This is a genomic window from Gordonia sesuvii (assembly GCF_036350415.1).
GTDB classification, from domain to species: Bacteria; Actinomycetota; Actinomycetes; order Mycobacteriales; family Mycobacteriaceae; genus Gordonia; species Gordonia sesuvii.
Genome location: NZ_JAZDUF010000003.1, coordinates 47,694 through 64,364 on the forward strand (window position 1 = coordinate 47,694; position 16,671 = coordinate 64,364).

15 protein-coding genes are annotated in these 16,671 nt (G+C 67.5%); 13 read left to right on the forward strand and 2 right to left on the reverse strand.

All coding sequences use genetic code 11. The features are described 5' to 3' along the window. Positions 1 to 16: 16 nt before the first annotated feature. The 5 genes from VZC37_RS11140 (at position 17) to VZC37_RS11160 (ending at position 6,479) form a co-directional block, all read left to right on the forward strand. Positions 17 to 1,063 (forward strand): amidohydrolase family protein, encoded by a 1,047-nt coding sequence (locus VZC37_RS11140; protein ID WP_330432571.1) that lies wholly within the window; start codon positions 17 to 19, stop codon positions 1,061 to 1,063. After that, entirely contained in the window at positions 1,060 to 1,827 is a 768-nt protein-coding gene (locus VZC37_RS11145) for an iron-sulfur cluster assembly protein (protein WP_330432572.1), read from the forward strand. Before VZC37_RS11140 ends, VZC37_RS11145 begins: the two co-directional genes overlap by 4 nt. Further along, positions 1,824 to 2,849 (forward strand): NAD(P)-dependent alcohol dehydrogenase, encoded by a 1,026-nt coding sequence (locus VZC37_RS11150; RefSeq protein ID WP_330432573.1) that lies wholly within the window; start codon positions 1,824 to 1,826, stop codon positions 2,847 to 2,849. The genes VZC37_RS11145 and VZC37_RS11150 overlap by 4 nt, the downstream gene beginning before the upstream one ends. Positions 2,850 to 2,882: 33 nt before the next feature. Next, positions 2,883 to 4,547 carry a chaperonin GroEL gene (gene groL / locus VZC37_RS11155; RefSeq protein WP_330432574.1) on the forward strand — a complete coding sequence of 555 codons (1,665 nt, stop codon included), beginning with the start codon at positions 2,883 to 2,885 and terminating at the stop codon, positions 4,545 to 4,547. Positions 4,548 to 4,733: 186 nt separating this feature from the next. Beyond that, entirely contained in the window at positions 4,734 to 6,479 is a 1,746-nt protein-coding gene (locus tag VZC37_RS11160; RefSeq protein ID WP_330433123.1) for a sigma-54-dependent Fis family transcriptional regulator, read from the forward strand. 8 nt (positions 6,480 to 6,487) lie between these two features. Here the strand turns inward: VZC37_RS11160 and VZC37_RS11165 are convergent, their stop codons facing one another. After that, a complete protein-coding gene (locus VZC37_RS11165) occupies positions 6,488 to 7,156 on the reverse strand; it encodes a DUF6891 domain-containing protein (protein WP_330432575.1) in 669 nt (222 codons plus the stop codon). A gap of 158 nt (positions 7,157 to 7,314) precedes the next feature. Between VZC37_RS11165 and VZC37_RS11170 the strand changes: the two genes are divergently transcribed. From VZC37_RS11170 to VZC37_RS11190, 5 genes are all read left to right on the forward strand, one after another. Further along, positions 7,315 to 7,971, forward strand: a complete 657-nt coding sequence (locus tag VZC37_RS11170) for a class II aldolase/adducin family protein (protein WP_330432576.1) — start codon at positions 7,315 to 7,317, stop codon at positions 7,969 to 7,971. After that, positions 7,968 to 8,870, forward strand: a complete 903-nt coding sequence (locus VZC37_RS11175; protein ID WP_330432577.1) for a carbohydrate kinase family protein — start codon at positions 7,968 to 7,970, stop codon at positions 8,868 to 8,870. The genes VZC37_RS11170 and VZC37_RS11175 overlap by 4 nt, the downstream gene beginning before the upstream one ends. Before the next feature lie 109 nt (positions 8,871 to 8,979). Continuing rightward, positions 8,980 to 9,390, forward strand: coding sequence for a RidA family protein (locus tag VZC37_RS11180; RefSeq protein ID WP_330432578.1), 411 nt, complete (start codon positions 8,980 to 8,982; stop codon positions 9,388 to 9,390). Positions 9,391 to 9,629: 239 nt separating this feature from the next. Next, positions 9,630 to 11,015, forward strand: coding sequence for an FAD-binding oxidoreductase (locus tag VZC37_RS11185; protein WP_330432579.1), 1,386 nt, complete (start codon positions 9,630 to 9,632; stop codon positions 11,013 to 11,015). Between the two features lie 111 nt (positions 11,016 to 11,126). Beyond that, on the forward strand, positions 11,127 to 12,266 hold the full coding sequence (locus VZC37_RS11190; RefSeq protein WP_330432580.1) for a LuxR C-terminal-related transcriptional regulator: 1,140 nt from the start codon (positions 11,127 to 11,129) through the stop codon (positions 12,264 to 12,266). A 292-nt stretch (positions 12,267 to 12,558) separates the two neighbouring features. Here the strand turns inward: VZC37_RS11190 and VZC37_RS11195 are convergent, their stop codons facing one another. Continuing rightward, on the reverse strand, positions 12,559 to 13,143 hold the full coding sequence (locus VZC37_RS11195) for a TetR/AcrR family transcriptional regulator (RefSeq protein ID WP_330432581.1): 585 nt from the start codon (positions 13,141 to 13,143) through the stop codon (positions 12,559 to 12,561). A gap of 105 nt (positions 13,144 to 13,248) precedes the next feature. Between VZC37_RS11195 and VZC37_RS11200 the strand changes: the two genes are divergently transcribed. From VZC37_RS11200 to VZC37_RS11210, 3 genes are read left to right on the forward strand one after another with little or no spacing between them, the layout of a single operon-like run. Further along, on the forward strand, positions 13,249 to 15,024 hold the full coding sequence (locus tag VZC37_RS11200) for an acyl-CoA dehydrogenase (RefSeq protein WP_330432582.1): 1,776 nt from the start codon (positions 13,249 to 13,251) through the stop codon (positions 15,022 to 15,024). A 38-nt stretch (positions 15,025 to 15,062) separates the two neighbouring features. Further along, a complete protein-coding gene (locus VZC37_RS11205; protein ID WP_330432583.1) occupies positions 15,063 to 15,824 on the forward strand; it encodes an SDR family NAD(P)-dependent oxidoreductase in 762 nt (253 codons plus the stop codon). Between the two features lie 60 nt (positions 15,825 to 15,884). Next, entirely contained in the window at positions 15,885 to 16,664 is a 780-nt protein-coding gene (locus VZC37_RS11210; protein WP_330432584.1) for an SGNH/GDSL hydrolase family protein, read from the forward strand. Positions 16,665 to 16,671 lie beyond the last annotated feature (7 nt).

Below are 16,671 nucleotides of genomic sequence, written 5' to 3' on the forward strand. Positions count from 1 at the left end.
AGAGCGAGTGAGAAGCATGTACGAGAAGAACGGCGACAAGTACTTCATCGTCGACGCCCACGTCCACCTGTGGGACGGTCGTGAATCCAATCAGCGCAACATCCACGGCAAGCAGTTCATCGACTGTTTCTACGACTATCACAAGAATCTCAGCCCCGAGGAGCAGGTGTGGGACTACGACACCTATTGCTACTACGGAGCAGACCGGCTGTGGAACGACCTGTTCGTCGACGGCCCGGTCGACCACGCCATCTTCCAGGCCACCATCCTGCGCGAGTTCTATGTGAACGGATTCGCCCAGGTCGACGACTCACTCAAACTGGCACAGGACAATCCGGGAAAACTGACCTACAACCACGCCTACGATCCGCGGGACGGCGAGCAGGGCCTGGTCCAACTCCGGCGCGACGCCGAGACCATGCAGCTGCAGGGCGTCAAACTCTACACCGCCGAATGGCACGGCGACTCACGCGGATACAAACTCGATGATCCGTGGTCGCGACGGTACCTCGAAGAATGTATCAACCTGGGTATCAAGAACATCCACGTGCACAAGGGGCCGACCATCCGGCCGCTGGACCGCGACGCCTTCGACGTCGCCGACGTCGACAAGGTGGCCACCGACTACCTCGACCTGAACTTCATCATCGAACACGTGGGTCTCCCCCGGTTGGAGGACTTCTGCTGGATCGCCACCCAGGAGTCGAACGTGTATGGCGGTCTTGCCGTGGCCATCCCGTTCATCCACACCCGCCCGCGCTACTTCGCCCAGATCATCGGCGAACTCCTGTACTGGATCGGCGAGGACAAGATCTTGTTCGCCTCCGACTACGCGCTGTGGACCCCGCAGTGGCTGGTGGAGCGATTCGTCGACTTTCAGATCCCCGAGGACATGACGGAGTACGCGCCCATCACCGTCGACCAGAAGAAGAAGATCCTGGGCCTCAACGCGGCCGCGTTGTATCCCAACATCGAAGTCCCAGAGGAGTTGCGAATCCCCACCGATGCCGCCGATCCGGGTGTGGAGGTCGCGGCCGGCGCCAAAGATGCGGTGAGCGCATGACCGCGGTGGCCGACGGGCCGGTGACCACCGCCGTCACCGACGCCGTCCTCGCCGCCCTGGGCACGGTGGTCGATCCCGAGCTCGACGAACCGATCACCGACCTCAACTTCGTCCGCTCCATCCTGATCGACGACGACGGCGTCACCGTGCATCTGCGGCTTCCCACGTCGTTCTGCTCACCGAATTTCGCCTATCTGATGGCCTCCGACGCGCAGGACGCGCTACATCAGATCGACGACATCGGTTTGGTCCGTGTGCTTCTCGACGACCACCACGACAGCGACAAGATCAACGCCGGTCTGGCCGCGGAGGCGGGCTATGTGGGCACTTTCGGAGCCGAGGCCGACGACAGCCTCGACGAGCTACGGGAGATCTTCGTCCGCAAGGCGCACACCGCTGCCATGGAGCGCTGCGTGTCCGCGCTGCTGGCATCCGGCGAGATCACGATCGCCGACCTGGGGCACCTCACGGTGCGGGATCTGCCGCCGGGGCCGGCGAAGGCCGCGCTGCTGCGCCGTCGGGTGAACGCGGGACTGAGCCTGTGCCCCAACAGTCTTGTCCTCGTCGACGACGACGGCCATCCCGTCGCACGCGACGACATCGCCATGGCCCTGCGCTTTGCCCGATCGGTCCGGATCTCCATCGAGGGCAACGGGCATTTCTGCCGTGGCCTGTTGGCCACCCGATACGCCGACGACGCCGACTGCGATGGCCGCAGCGGCCCGGTCATCACCGACCTGCGATCGCCGAGGAGAACATCATGAAAGCCGTCCAGGTGGTCGGATACCACGACAAGCTGCAGCTCACCGACATCCCAGATCCGCAGATCACCGGTCCCCTCGATGTGATCGTGAAGATCGGCGGGGCCGGGGTGTGCCGCACCGATCTGCACATCCTCGAAGGCCAGTGGGCCGAGAAGAGTCAGGTCACGTTGCCGTACACGATCGGCCACGAGAACGCCGGTTGGGTGCACGCGGTCGGTGATGCCGTCACCAATGTGGCCGTCGGCGACACCGTCATCCTGCATCCGCTGATCACCTGCGGGTTGTGTCCCGCCTGCCGCGATGGCGACGACGTGCATTGTGAGAACAGCGATTTCCCCGGAATCGACACCGACGGCGGGTACGCCGAGTATCTGAAGACCACCGCACGCAGCGTCGTACGCATCGACGACTCGTTGCAACCGTCGGATGTGGCCGCCCTGGCCGATGCCGGCCTCACCGCATATCACGCCGCGGCGAAGGTCGCGCGCATGACCCGGCCCGGCGACACCTGTGTGGTGATCGGCGCGGGCGGTCTTGGCCACATCGGCATCCAGGTGCTCGACGCCATCTCGGGAGTCACCATCGTCGTCGTCGACCGCAACCCGGCCGCAGTGGAATTGGCGGTCGAGGTCGGAGCGCATCACGGCATCGTCGCCGACGGCACACATGTGCAGCAGATCCTCGAGATGACCGGCGGTCACGGCGCCGAAGCGGTGCTGGACTTCGTCGGCGAGGGCGGCGCCACCGCGGAAGGCATCGCGATGTTACGTCGGGCCGGCAACTACTTCGTCGTCGGATACGGCGAGAACATCGACGTCCCCACCATCGACGTCATCTCCACGGAGATCAACTTCATCGGCAATCTCGTCGGGTCCTACAACGACCTGACAGAACTGATGACCCTGGCCGCCCAGGGCAAGGTCACGTTGCACACGACCAAATATGCCCTCGACGACTATCAGCAGGCGATCGACGACCTCGACGCCGGCCGAGTGCGTGGTCGCGCCATCCTCATCCCCTGATCCCCAACACAATTCACGAAAGGCAGTGACACCATGGCCAAAGAGTTGCGCTACAACGCCGAAGCGCGGCTACGGCTGGAACGGGGCGTCAACGCCCTGGCAGACGCAGTCAAGGTGACCCTCGGACCGAAGGGCCGCAACGCGGTCCTCGAGAAGCTCACCGGCCCACCCACCATCACCAACGACGGGGTCACCATCGCCCGGGAGATCCAACTGCGAGATCCCTTCGCCAACATGGGCGCCCAGTTGGTCAAAGAAGTCGCCATGAAGACCAACGGGGTGGTCGGCGACGGCACCACCACCGCCACGGTGCTGGCGCAGGCCATGGTCCGCGAAGGGCTGCGTGCCGTCGACCAGGGTGCCAATCCGATGCGCGTCCGCCGCGGTATCGAACGGGCGGTCGCCGCCGTCATCGACGCACTGACCGACCAGGCCGTGCAGATCGGCGGCCGGGCCGATCTCGAACGAATCGCCAGCCTGGCCGCCAGCGACGACGAGGTCATCGGCGCGGTGATCGCCTCCGCGGTCGAACATGTCGGCCGCACCGGTGTGATCACCACCGAGGAGAGCGACACCCTTGGACTGTCGGTCGACGTGGTCGACGGGATCGAGTTCGACCACGGCTACATCTCCGGCTACATGGTCACCGACCACGAACGCATGGAGGCGGTGCTCGACAACCCGGTCGTGCTGTTGACGAACAAGAAGATCACCTCGGTGCAGGAGATCATGCCGGCGATCGAGTCGGCCAAACGCGCCGACCGGCCGCTGCTGGTGCTCGCCGAGGACGTCGACGGTCCCGCCCTGCAGTTGCTCGTGGGCGGCAACATGCACAAGACGATGCAGTCGGTGGTGGTACGCGCGCCGGGCTTCGGGCACCGGCGAGTCGCCGAACTCGAGGATCTCGCCGTGGCGCTCGGTGGCCACGTGATCGCCAAGGACACCGGGCTCGACCTGTCCGAGGTCTCGGTCGAACACCTGGGCACCTGCGATCGGGTGACGGTGACCGAGAACGAGACCACCATCGTCGGCGCCCACGGGGATCAGGCACTGGTGGATGCCCGGGTCGCCCAACTCGAGGCACAACTGAGCCGAGCTCGGATCGACGCCGACCGCGACAGTCTGGAGCTCCGGGTCGCCCGGCTCACCGGTCGAGTCGCGGTGATCCGGGTCGGGGGCGTCACCAGCGTCGAACTCAAGGAACGCATGCTCCGCGTCGAGGACGCGCTGGCCGCGACGCGCGCGGCCGTCGAGGCCGGGATCGTGTCCGGCGGCGGCACCGCGCTCGCCCAGGCGCACCGGGCACTCGAATCCCTCACCGCCGACGGTGACGACGCCATGAGGGACGACGCGGTGGGCATCGACGTGGTGCGACGGTCACTCGCCGAGCCACTGTTCTGGATCGCGACGAACGCCGGATTCGACGGTGACGAGGTCGTCAAGGTCGTGACGGGTCTGCCGATCGGGCACGGGTTCAACGCCCTCACCGGTGGATACGGCGACATGTTCGACGAAGGGGTGATCGATCCGTGCAAGGTGACGCGGGCCGCACTGGAGAGTGCCGCGTCGATCGCCGCCCTGCTGATCACCACCGAGACAGCGGTGGTCGAGGAGGTTCTCGGCAATCCCGGTGCGATCGACGCGCCCGGTTTCGGCGATCTCGCGGAGGGGATGGTGAGGCCCTCGAACATCTACTGATCCGCTGTTCCCCGATGAGCTGGGCCGGTCGTGATCCGAACGACAGCGTTCGCGGCGTTGATCGCGACCGGCCCTTCCGGGCCGCCGAGCTCGGTTAGACTCGTGACCGATGTGAGATCCACATCACAAGGGAGTTCGTTTTCTGTGAGTTCTCAGCCCACTTCACAGTCCGGCACGCCCACCGCGATGGCGACGGCGCGTGAACGCTTCCTGTCCGACGACAACATCGCCGCCGGAGTACGCGACAGCATCTCCACCTCGTGGCGCCGATCCCGGGCCTTCAACGTGCATGCCGACCGCCTCGAGTTGCCGTTCGTCCGCGAGCCCAATCTCGAGAGTCCGCTCGTCACCGCGGCAAGGCCGGTCATCCGGCAGCTGGCCGATGACCTGAGTGCGGAGCCGGTCAGCATCATCCTGACATCGCCCGACGGGGTCGTGCTCTCGCGAGCGACCGCGCACCGGCCGCTGGGACGAATGCTCGACGACGTCAGTCTGGCTCCCGGTTACAGCTACAGCGAGGAACACGCCGGCACCAACGGCATCGGAACCGCACTGGAGAATCGCCAGGCCACTCTGGTCCGCGGGTCCGAACACTACGCCGGGGTCCTCGCCGACCTGTCTTGTGCGGGCGTGCCGATCGTGCACCCGGTGTCCGGGGCATGCGTCGGCGCTCTCGACCTCACCGGGCTGGCCGACGACGGCGGTCCGTTGTTGCTGTCGCTGGCGAAGTCGGCGACCGCGCAGATCGAGCAACGCATGCTGTCTCAGGCAAGCGAACGCGAGTCACGGCTGCTCAACGCCTACTTGGCCACCTGTCGGCGCGCTCCGCAGATGATGGTGCTGGCCATCGCGGGCGAGGTCGTCCTGATGAATCAGCGGTTGCGGCTGGCCATCGACCCGCAGGATCAGATCTCCTTACTCGAGCACGCCGTCGATCAGACCGTCGACGCAACGATGTCCCGACGGGTGGGCACGATGGCCAGCGGCCGCGTCGCTCGGCTCTCCCCGGTGCCGGAGTACTGGGATGCCTCCGCGGGCATGGCGATCTTCCACGTTCACCTCATCGACGGCCACGACCGATTCGAACCGGCGGCGACGCCGCGGCGACGTGGTTCGGCGCTCCCCGGCGTCGTCGGCCGGAGCTCCTCGTGGCGGCAGTCCTGCGATCGCGTGGTCCGCTACACCCGAGACGGCGAGTGGATCGCGGCATCCGGCGAGACCGGCACCGGACGGTCCACCGTGCTGCGGGCCGGCGCGGCGCTCACCCGAGGCAATGTCCGGGTGTTCACGGGTGCGGATCTGCGGGTACCGGAATCGCTCGATGCGCTCGACGCGGAACTGGACCGCGACGACTTCAGTGTCGTCCTGCGCGACATCGACACCCTCGACGGGGCGACGCTGGCACACATCGCGGACATGCTCCAAGGCCGCGAAGGCGCGGGCTGGGTGGGCGTGACGGTCGGCGAGGTGACCGTGGATGCGCTCCACGACGCCGACGCGGCAGCGATCCTGTTGCCGTTCTTCACTCATACCGTCCCGATTCCGCCGTTGCGGCACCGGATCGAAGACCTCCACGACCTGATCCCGACACTGCTGCGTCAGCTGACGCGCGGACGCGAACTCACCGTCTCGTCGGCGGCCATGCGTCAGCTCAGCAAGTACAGCTGGCCCGGGAACATCGCCGAACTCCGACAGATCCTGCGGGAGATCGTGAGTCATCAACGCTCCGGCGTGATCGACGTCAACCAGCTCCCGCCGTCGTGTCGCACGCTGAGCCGCCATACCCTCACGCGGATCGAGGCACTCGAGCGCGACGCCATCGTTCGCAGTCTGGAGGAGAACGGCGGCAACAAGCCGACCGCCGCGGCCGCGCTGGGTATCTCACGGGCGACGATCTACCGGAAGATCAAGGAGTTCGGCATCGACGTGTGACCCCGTGATCACGACATGGCGTTCTGTGGCAACGGCTTTCGCCACGCCGTGATCCGCACGACGAGCGGATCGAAGCGCGACCCCGACCATTCGACGTCCAGGTCATGTTTGCGCAGCACCTCCACGATCTGTTCGGCCAGCAACGTCTCCGTCTGTTCGTAGGCGAGGTGCTCGGCGTCCGCGTCGCCGTCGGACATCGCGTCGAGCACCGCGGCCGGCAGCGATTCGTGCGGCCGGAACCCGTTGTAGGTGAGATGCAGGCGGGGCTCGTCGTCGGCGAGGTGTTCGGCGTCCTGTTCGTCGAAGAACACATACGCCCACTCGCGGAACTTGTACCAGTCGGCCCGCTCCGGCGCAGGCGTGCGTTCCTCGTCGATCCGCGCGTTGGCGCAGCGCGCACAGCAGGCGAAGTTCATCCGGGCGAGGACACCGATGCCGTCGAGGTCGTCGAACGCCGCGCGCAGCCGCCCATAATCCCCGGCGTCCGGCCAGTCCCTCTCCTCGGCGGCGCGGACCGCCCACATGTCCTGCACCGCGGCCACGGCGTCGTCGGGTGAACCGTCGGTGTCCTCGGCCCAATCACGCGCGTCCGATTCCAGGTCCCCGAGTTCACTGAAACCCGCCACCAGGCGCGGCATGATCATCTGGCGTAGGTCTGTGAGATTCGCTGCTCGCATGACGCTCCCATCCGTGTGCCCTCAACGGAATTAGGACGCACCTGACCGCACGGCGGTTCCACGATCGTCGGAGTTCGTTCGTTCGGACGACCGCGAGCACGGTGCCGGGCTGCACCGCCACCACCTCGCGGGCACCCGGTGTGCCGTACGCTCACGACGTGCGGTTCACCGACGAGCGAACGGATCTGGCGGCTGCGGCGCACCGATTGGATCGCGCCGGGATGACCCACGGGACCGGCGGAAACCTCTCGGTCCGTACCGGCGACCACGTCATCCTGACACCGTCGGGTTCCCGGCTCGCCGACGTCACGCCCGAACAGATGGTCGTGGTCGATCTCGACGGCGTGATCGTCGAGGACACCGAGTACGCCCCGACCTCTGAACTTCGCATCCACCTCGACGTCTACCGACACACCGCCGCGACGGCCGTGGCGCACGCCCATCCCGTCGCGTCGATCGCGGTCGCCAACATCGTCGACGAACTGCCCGTCGTCCACTACACCGCGGCGATGCTCGGCGGGACGATACGGGTGGCGCCCTACGCTGTGTTCGGCAGCGACGAGCTGCGCGACGGTGTCACCGCAGCGCTGTCGGAGCGCACCGCCGCGCTGATGCGCAACCACGGCTCGGTGGCGTTCGGAGACGACATCGAGATGGCCTGCGAACGCATCGAACTCGTCGACTGGCTGGCGGAGGTGTACTTGCGGTCCGCGGCTCTCGCACCGCCGGCGACGCTGACCCACGACGACATCGTCGAGGTGATCGTGACCGCGACACAACGCCAGTACTCGCCGTTCCCCAGGAGGAAAGCATGAGAGTCGCCACCTTCGGTGCCCACGTCCTCGACGTGCTCGCACAACCCGTCGACGAGATCCCCGACGGGCAGGGCGCGGCCCTCGTCCAGAGCATGCGGATGTCGGCGGCCGGACCTGCCGGCGGCACCGCGCTGACCCTGGCCAAGCTCGGCGTCGACACCCACACGGTCGGCGCGATCGGTGCCGACGATCCCGGCGATCTGCTCGTCACGATGCTCGCCCGATTCGGGGTCGACACCAGCCATCTGGTGCGAGTCGGACAGCCGACGTCGATGAGCATGCTGCCCATCCGCAGCAACGGTGACCGACCGGCGCTGCACCAGCCGGGCGCCAACCTCGCCTACCCACTCGGTGACGCCCCGCTCGAGCTGCTGACCGGGATGGATCACGTCCACATCGGCGCCCCGGAACTCCTCAATCCGCCGGAGCTGGCGCCGCTGCTCGCCGACATCCGGGCCGCCGGCGTCACGATCTCCGCCGACATCCTCGCCGACGGCGATCCCGGCCTGCTGGCCTGGATCGAACCGGTTCTGCCCCACCTCGACTATCTGCTCCCCAACGACGACCAGGTACGCGGATTCAGCGGCGAGGACGACCTCATCACGGGTTGTCGACGGCTCATCGACCGTGGCGTCGCCTGCGTGGCACCGACCGCCGGCGCCGACGGCGCGTACGTCGTGACCGCCGACGACGCCGAGCACGCCGCTGCCCGTGAGGTCGTCGTCGTCGACACCAGCGGGTGCGGGGACGCGTTCTCGGCGGGCTTCATCGCCGCGCGAGGTCATGACCGGAGCCTGCTCGAGTCAGCCGAAATCGGTTGTGCGGTAGCCGGAATCGTCGCCACCGGGCTCGGCTCCGACCACGGCGACATCACCTGGGAGGGTGTCACCGCCCGCTGATCGGGGCGCGGCCCAGATCTGACGTCGGACCCACCCCCAGAATTCTGGGTGCCGAAGTTCCCGGCGACGCGGGATGGGAAATGTTGTGCACACGGGCGAATCTCGATACATGAGCACACCAACACCCACCACCGTCCGAATCAACCCATCGGAGTGGAACGCCCAGTTCCGTTTCGACCATGCCCAGTTGCGGCCGGCGCCGCGCGAGGTCCTCACCATCGCCGGCCAGGCCTCCGTCGACGACGACGGCACCGTTCTGCACGAAGGTGACGTCGGAGCGCAACTCTCACTGGCGATGCACCACATCGAGGAAATCCTCGCGACGGCGGACATGACGCTCGCCGACGTCTTCATGCTGACCATCTATTCGACCGACATCCCCGGGACACTCGCTGCCTACGAGGCATTGACCGAACGCCTCGACGCGCACGGCGCCACCCCTCCCGCCGCACTGATCGGCGTGGCCGCCCTCGCCCTGCCGGGCCTCGCCATCGAGATCACGGCGCAGGCCGGGCGCTGACCGTCCGAGGTCTCGATACGTCCTCGGCTAGCGCCTCGGACTACTCGACCAGCGAGTTGGGGACAACCCTTCCGCCAGCCGAGCGCTCCTCCCGCTGGTCGAGTATCGAGACCTCCCTTCCGCCAGCCGAGCGCCCCGTTTTTTCGTTGGTCGAGTAGCGCGAGGCGCTAGCCGAGCGCGTATCGAGACCCAGACCAGCACCCCCCCACTCTCCCAACCCATCTCCCAGGAGCAATCCCATGTCCCTCACCACCCCCGAAGAACACATCCCACCGTCGATCACCGCGGCCGTCGCACAGCTCGACGCCGTCGTCGCCGGCCCGGTCCTGACCCCCGGCGACCCCGACTACGCGGCCGAACTGGCCGGCTTCAATGTCGCCGGCACCCCCGTTCCGGCGCTCGTCGTCGGCGCCAGGTCTGCCGCGGATGTCGCCGAGGCGGTCCGATACGCCCGGGCCAACGGCATGCGCGTCGGTGTGCGCTCCACCGGACACGGCCCCGTCATCGAAGGGCAGGGCTATCTCACGGTGACGACGTCTCGGATGACCGAGATCCAGGTGGACCCGGTCACCAAGACAGCCCGGGTCGGAGCCGGCGTGCGGTGGCGTGACGTGATCGCGGCGACCGCACCGCACGGCCTGACCGGACTGGTCGGTTCGTCGTCGTCGGTCGGAGTGATCGGCTATACGCTCGGCGGCGGCCTGAGCCCGCTGGGGCGACAGTTCGGCTTCGCCGCCGACCGGGTCCGGCGCATCGAGGTGGTGACGGCCGACGGCACCATCCGTACCGTCGACGCCGGCGCCGGATCCGACCTGTTCTGGGCGCTGCTCGGCGGGCGGGACGGCTGCGGCATCGTCACCGCCATCGAGTTCGACCTCGTCGAGCTCGCCACGATCTACGGTGGCGGCATCTTCTTCGCCGGCGCGGCCGCCGCGGAGGTGCTCCACGCGTGGCGGGAGTGGGCACCGTCGCTGCCCGACGCCGCAGGTACTTCGGTCGCGGTCCTGCGCCTGCCGCCGGACCCGACGCTGCCGCCGCCGCTGCAGGGACAGACCGTTGTGCACCTGCGCTTCACCTACACCGGCGACCCCGCGGTGGGCGCCCAGCTGCTCGCCCCGATGCGCGACGTCGGCCCGGTGCTGCTGCAGAACGTCGACGTGATGCCGGTCGCGGCGATGGATGCGGTGCACATGGACCCGCCCGGCCCGTTGCCGAGCATGGAACGGGGATGCGGCGTGGCGGATCTACCGGCACAGGCGGTCGACGCTCTGCTGACGGTGGCCGGACCGCAGGTCCCGAGTCCGCTCGCCATCGTCGAGATCCGGTTGCTGGGTGGCGAATTGGCCAGACCGCAAGGACTGGCAAACGCGGTGACCGGTCGTGGAGCCGCCTACGGGCTGCTCGCGGTCGGGGTGCCGGCCGGCCCGCTGGGCGATCAGGCGGCGGCGCACGTCGCCGCGGTCAACGGTGCGGTCGCGCCGTGGGCAACCTCAGGCGTCCTCAACTTCGCGGGCCAGACCCCGGCCGCCGAACTGGCGACGCTGTGGTCTGCCGACGATTGGTCCCGGCTCACCGAGATCCGGCAGCGGCACGATCCGGAAGGGATGTTCTCGCGGATCGGGTGAACCAACTGCGGATGGGTCGCGGGATGTCCCGCGGCCCCTCCGCATTAGCCCCGGCAAGTCTCCCACTTATCTGGGATGGACAGATGACCTGCAGAAACGGAGAATCATCGCATGACGCGAAGTCTGGCTGCCGAGCGGGTGCGCAGCGATGTCGACGTGCTCGCCCGCGCCGGACTCGACGTGTGTGACTTCATCGGTGAAGCCGTCGAATCACTCACCCGAGCGGTCCCCCACGCCGCGGCGTGCATGGCCACCGTCGACCCGAACACCCTGCTGCTGACCGGCGCACGGAAATACGGCAGTCTCCTCGGCCGCAACGACCACGACGACGAGTGGGGCCTGATCGAGTACGGGATGACCGAGTCGTCGTCGTTCCGGGAACTCGCGATGTCGGGCGTCGACGCCGTCGGGATGCACCAGCTGACGGCAGGCGAGCCCCAGCGCTCACACCGGATGGGCGAGTTCATGGCGCCGATCTTCGACTTCACCGACGAGGCACGTGTCATCCTGCGCGACGGCGAGCAGGTGTGGGGTGCCCTGGCGATCTTCCGGGAGACCGGCGCAACGGCGTTCACGACCGACGAGGTCGACTTCCTGCGCACCGTGTCCCAGCCGTTGGCGAGAGGGGTGCGCACCGGCCTGCTGGCCACCGTGATCGCCGAGCCGCAAACGCAGCCCTCCGGCCCGAGTGTGTTGATCGTCGACGGGGGCGATCAGGTGATCCAGATGAGCGCAGGCACGGATGATCGTCTCGACGACCTGTTGGCGGGCAGCAACAGTGGCGCCGCGACGTCGGTCATCACCGCTCTCGTCGGCGCGGCCCGCCGCTACGGCCGGGGCGAGACGGATGTGCCTCCCCGACTGCGGGTTCGTGGCGCGTCCGGTATGTGGCTGGTGGTGCACGCCTCTCCGTTGTCGAACACCGACGGCCGCATCGGCGAGGTCGTCGTCACCATCGAGGAGGCCCGGCCGCCGGAGATCGTGCCCCTCGTGGTCGCGGCTTTCGGCCTGACCTCCCGCGAACGCGACGTCACCCAGATGGTGCTGCAGGGCGTGGCGACCAAGGACATCGCCGCGACTCTGCATGTCTCCGCCTACACGGTGCAGGACCACCTCAAGTCCATCTTCGACAAAGCCGGCGTGCGCAGCCGCCGGGAACTCATCGCGCGCGTCTACTTCGACCAGTACGCACCCCGGATGAACGAGCCCCTGCTGCCGTCGGGGTCGTTCGGCGCCACGCCGGCGGGATAGCGCACAGCCGCCTCGCGCCCCCGCCGAGAGAAACCCCGGATCCCGCCGACAGAACCCGGAATCTCGTCGAGAGAACCCGATAATGCGCCGACGGAACCCAGAACTTCGTCGACAGCATCGCGATCGACCGTCGCCTCCGCATCGAGAGTCTGCGGTGACGCCATCTGCGCGGGCACATCGGCGCGGGCTGAGGATTCACTCAGGCGGACAACGGTTCTGTCGGCGCGATCCGGGGTTCTGTCGGCGCGATCCGGGATTCTGTCGGCGCGATTCGGGGTTCTGTCGGCGCGGGTCAGCGGACCATTCGAACGGCCAGGTCTCCGTAGGCGCGTCCCAGCACGACCGGATCGCGGTGGGTGCGTGACGGGAACCATCGGCACACGTCGACGCACAACGACGACAACGCGAGGACGGCATCGTCGGCGGCACCGACGGTGAACTCGCCCGAGGCGACCCCGCGTCGCACGATCTCGGCCAGCACCTCGGTGGTTTCGCGCCGGATGGCCGTGATGGTCCGGTAATGCTCGCGGGTCAGGCCGTGTAGTTCGTACTGCACCACTTTCGCGAGCTCGTGGTGCTCGGCCTGCCATCGCGCGAACTCGTCGACGACGACGCGCAACCGTTCGCTGTCAGGCAGGTCAGCGTCGTCGACCGCGCGCATCGCCGCCAGGACCCCTCGGTGACCTTCCAGAGCGATCGCGTACAGCAGCTCTTCCTTCGACCGGTAGTGCGGGTACATGGCAGCGGCGCTCATGTTCAACCGCTTCGCGATCTGCCGGGTGGATGTACCGCCGTAGCCGACCTCGGCGAACGATGCGATCGCCGCCTGCCGGATGCGCTCGGCCGCGGCGGACTCGCCGGTACGCGTCGCGGCCATCTGACACCTCCCTCGACCTCGGTCCCATTGACCGGATCACCCCGCACGGTGCATCATAAGCGAGCGCTTAGAAATGAGCGACCGCTTAGCTGACGAAGGAGTCCCATGGCCGCCCCACTCTCCCGTCGCGACCTCGAGTTCCTGCTCTACGAATGGCTCGACGTCGAGGAGCTGACCACCCGTGAGCGGTTCCGGGAGCACTCCCGCGAGACCTTCGACGCCGTACTGGACCTCAGCGAGGACCTGGCCACCAAACTGTTCGAACCGGTCAACAAGCTCGGCGACCAGAACGAGCCGTACGTCGGCGACGACGGCAAGGTGGTGCTGCCCGACGAGGTCGAGAGCGGCATCAACGAGTACGTGAAGGCCGGTCTGATGGCGGGCTCCTTCGACGAGTCGCTCGGTGGCATGCAACTGCCCACTGTGGTCAACCGCGCGTCGAGCGCCTGGTTCCAGGCGGCCAACGCGGCGATGTCGTCGTATGCGTTCCTGACCGCGGGCAACGCCAACCTCCTCGCCGAGTACGGCAGCGACGAACAGATCGACACCTGGGTGCGGCCGATGGTCGAGGGTCGTTTCTTCGGCACCATGTGTCTGTCGGAGCCGCAGGCCGGGTCGTCGCTCGCCGACATCACCACCAAGGCGGAGCCGCAGGCCGACGGCACCTACCGGATCACCGGCACCAAGATGTGGATCTCCGCCGGCGACCACGAACTGTCCGAGAACATCGTTCACCTCGTCCTCGCGAAGGCCCCGGGCGGCGGCCCCGGCGTCAAGGGCATCTCACTGTTCGTGGTGCCCAAGTATCTCGCCGACGGCACCCGCAACGACGTCGCGCTCGTCGGACTCAACCACAAGATGGGCAACCGCGCGACGACCAATACGCTCCTGAACTTCGGCGACGGAACCCACTCCCCGACAACCGAATCCGGCGCGGTTGGATACCTGGTAGGAGAAGAGCACCGCGGCCTCTCCTACATGTTCAAGATGATGAACGAGGCCCGGATCGGCGTCGGATTCCTTGCCACCTCACTCGGATACGCCGGCTACCAGGCCTCCCTGGAGTACGCGAAGGTGCGCACCCAGGGACGCCCCGTCGACCAGAAGGACCCGACGTCCAAGCCGGTGCCCATCATCGAGCACGCCGACGTCAAGCGGATGCTGCTGGCCCAGAAGTCCTATGTGGAAGGCGCTCTCGCGCTCGGGCTGTACTGCAGCAAGCTCGTCGACATCCAGCAGACCAGCGCCGGCGACGACAACGCGCGCGCCGGCCTCCTGCTCGACGTCCTCACGCCGATCGCCAAGAGCTGGCCGTCCCAGTGGTGTCTGGAGGCCAACAGCCTCGCCATCCAGGTGCACGGCGGGTACGGCTACACGAAGGAATTCGACGTCGAGCAGTACTACCGCGACAACCGGCTCAACCCGATCCATGAGGGTGCGCACGGGATCCACGGACTCGATCTACTCGGCCGCAAGGTCGTGATGTCGGGCGGCGCCGGATTGACGCTGCTGACCGACACCATCGGCGATACCGTCGAGCGCAGTTCCGCCGACCCCGCCACGGCCGAACTCGGTGTGCAACTGCGCACGGCCGTCGACCATCTCGTCGCCACCACCGCCACCGCCTGGTCCACCGGCGATCCGGCTGTCGCGCTGGCCAACGCCACCGCCTATCTGGAGGCCGCGGGACACATCGTGATCGCCTGGATGTGGCTCGAACAGCTTCTCGCCGTGGGTGATCGGACCGGCGACTTCTATGACGGCAAACGGGCCGCGGCTCAGTACTTCTTCCGTTACGAACTGCCGAAGACCCGCACGCAGTTGGACCTGGTCGCAGCGCTCGACCGCACCACCCTCGACACCGACCCCGCCTGGTTCTGACCAGCACAGGTGACCACCCCAGGAGACAGAGGAGTTTCATGTCCGTGATGGATCTGTTCGACGTGACTGACAAGGTCGTCGTCGTGACCGGCGCGTCGTCGGGTCTCGGCGTCGCGTTCGCCAAGGGCTTCGCCGAGGCCGGCGCCGACGTCGTGCTGGCGGCTCGTCGCGCCGAGAAACTCGCCGACACCGCGGCGGCAGTGGAAGCCCTGGGCCGCAAGGCGCTCAGCGTTCCGGCCGACGTCGCCAACCCCGACCAGTGCCAGGCGGTCGTCGACGGCGCGATGGAGACGTTCGGACGCGTCGACATCCTGATCAACAATGCCGGTGTGGGCACGGCGTTTCCGGCGACCCGCGAGACGCCCGAGCAGTTCCGCTCGGTCATCGACGTCAACCTCAACGGGTCGTACTGGATGGCGCAGGCATGCGGGCGCGTGATGCAGCCGGGCAGCGCCATCGTCAACATCTCCAGCGTGCTCGGCATCACCACCGCCGGCCTTCCCCAGGCTGCCTACGCCGCGAGCAAGGCCGGCGTCATCGGCCTCACCCGCGACCTGGCCCAGCAGTGGGGTTCGCGAAAAGGTATCCGCGTCAACGCGATCGCCCCCGGGTTCTTCGAGAGCGAGATGACCGACACCTACCACGACGGCTACCTCGAGAGCCAACTGCCGCGAGTCCTCCTCGGCCGCATGGGTCAGGGTGAGGAACTGGCCGCGACCGCGATCTGGCTCGCCTCGGCCGCATCGGGATACGTCACCGGCCAGACAGTCGCCGTCGACGGCGGCGTGACCGTCACGTAGACACCACCGATTCACGACAGGGCGTCGGGAGCTACCGGAACCGAGAGCTACAGGAGCACAATGCGTTACGTCGCGATCGGCGACAGTTTCACCGAAGGTGTGGGCGGCGACATCGCCGGTGACCAGGTGCAGGGGTGGGCCGATCTGGTCGCGGCCGGCCTGGCCGCCGAGTACGGCGGCATCGACTACGCCAATCTGGCGGTCCGCGGCCGGCTGCTGGCGCCGATCGCCACCGACCAGATCGACGCCGCGCTGGCGCTCGATCCCCTGCCGACCCTGCTGACCTTCAACGGCGGCGGCAACGACATGCTGCGCCGCGGGATCGACCTCGCCGGACTGATCGACCTCACCCGGACCGCCGTGCAGCGCTGCCGCGACGCCGGGATCGAGGTCGTGTTGCTCGCGGGCGCCGACCCGTCGGGAGGCCTTCCGTTCCGCGACACGATCCGCGCACGCGGCGAGTACCTGACCGCTCAGATCTCGTCGCTGGCGTCGGCCGAGGACATCACCTTCGTCGACATGTTCCACGACGACGAGATCCGTCGCCCGGTGTACTGGTCCGACGATCGGCTCCATCTCAATCCCATCGGACATCAGCGGGTCGCCGCACAGGTGCTGCGGACACTCGGCGTGCACACCGTTCCGGTTCCCGAGCGCCCAACCGTGACGTCACGCGTCCCGCGGGCGGTCGACGATCTGCGGTTCGTGCGAAGCCATCTGACGCCGTGGATGATCCGCCGGCTGCGCGGGCGGTCGTCCGGGGACACCCGGTCGGCCAAGTACCCCGATTGGGTGACGATCGACGCCGCGTCGGTCGGCATCGGCGGAGTGGATTCGTAGACTGTCG